Consider the following 720-nt stretch of genomic DNA (forward strand, 5'->3'; position numbering starts at 1 on the left):
AGCGAGCAGCGCGGCCAGCGCCGGGGCGTGCGGCGCCGGCAGGAAGGGCGCGAGCACCGCACGGGCCGCGTCGCGCCGCCCCGACAACGCGTCGCGTCGCCGGCGCAGCTCCGCAGCGCGGGATTCCAGCTCCAGCACCTTCTCCCGCGCAGCGCGCCATTCACGCATGGCGGGCGGCGAGAGCGGCACGATGCCGGAGGCCGCCCAGAGCGCGCGCCACGCGGCCTCCTCTGCCTCCAGCGTCTTGCCGGCCGCCGTTTCTGCCGCGATCGCCCTCTGCTGCTCGTCGCGGAGTTCGGCAAGGCGGGTGGCGCGCGCGGCGTAGTCGCTGACGCGTTGCGCATCGTCCGCCCGGGAATCGGCCAGGCGGTCCGCCTCGTCGCGCAGCGCCTCGAAGGCGTCGGGCGTCGCCTCCGCCGGCTGCCCTTCGAGCCGGCGACGGATCCCGTCCCAGACCGCGTCGCGCCGTGCGCGCGCCGCCGCGATCACCTCCGGTGTCGGTACCGCGCCGACGCGCAGGAGATCGGCGAGCCCCGCCTCCACCTGCGCGATCTCGTCGTCGATCCTCGTCAGCACGCGGCGGGCGGCCTCCAGCGCCTCACGCGCTGCCTCCAGCCGGGCCTGTGCCTCCTCGCAGCTGGCCGGCAGCGGCAGGCGGCAGGCGGCCAGCGCCGCGGCGTCGCCCTGCCAGGGATTGAGCGCGGTCAGCGCGGCGCCGGC

The 720-nt window shown here is 77.6% G+C and carries 1 protein-coding gene; it reads right to left on the reverse strand.

Going from position 1 to position 720, the window contains the following annotated elements; all coding sequences use genetic code 11:
• The coding region (locus tag L2I40_RS24000) for a hypothetical protein (protein ID WP_456305770.1) at nt 1–720 on the reverse strand (720 nt) is incomplete at both ends.

It is taken from the genome of Falsiroseomonas oryziterrae (genome assembly GCF_021864505.1).
GTDB classification, from domain to species: domain Bacteria; phylum Pseudomonadota; class Alphaproteobacteria; order Acetobacterales; family Acetobacteraceae; genus Falsiroseomonas; species Falsiroseomonas oryziterrae.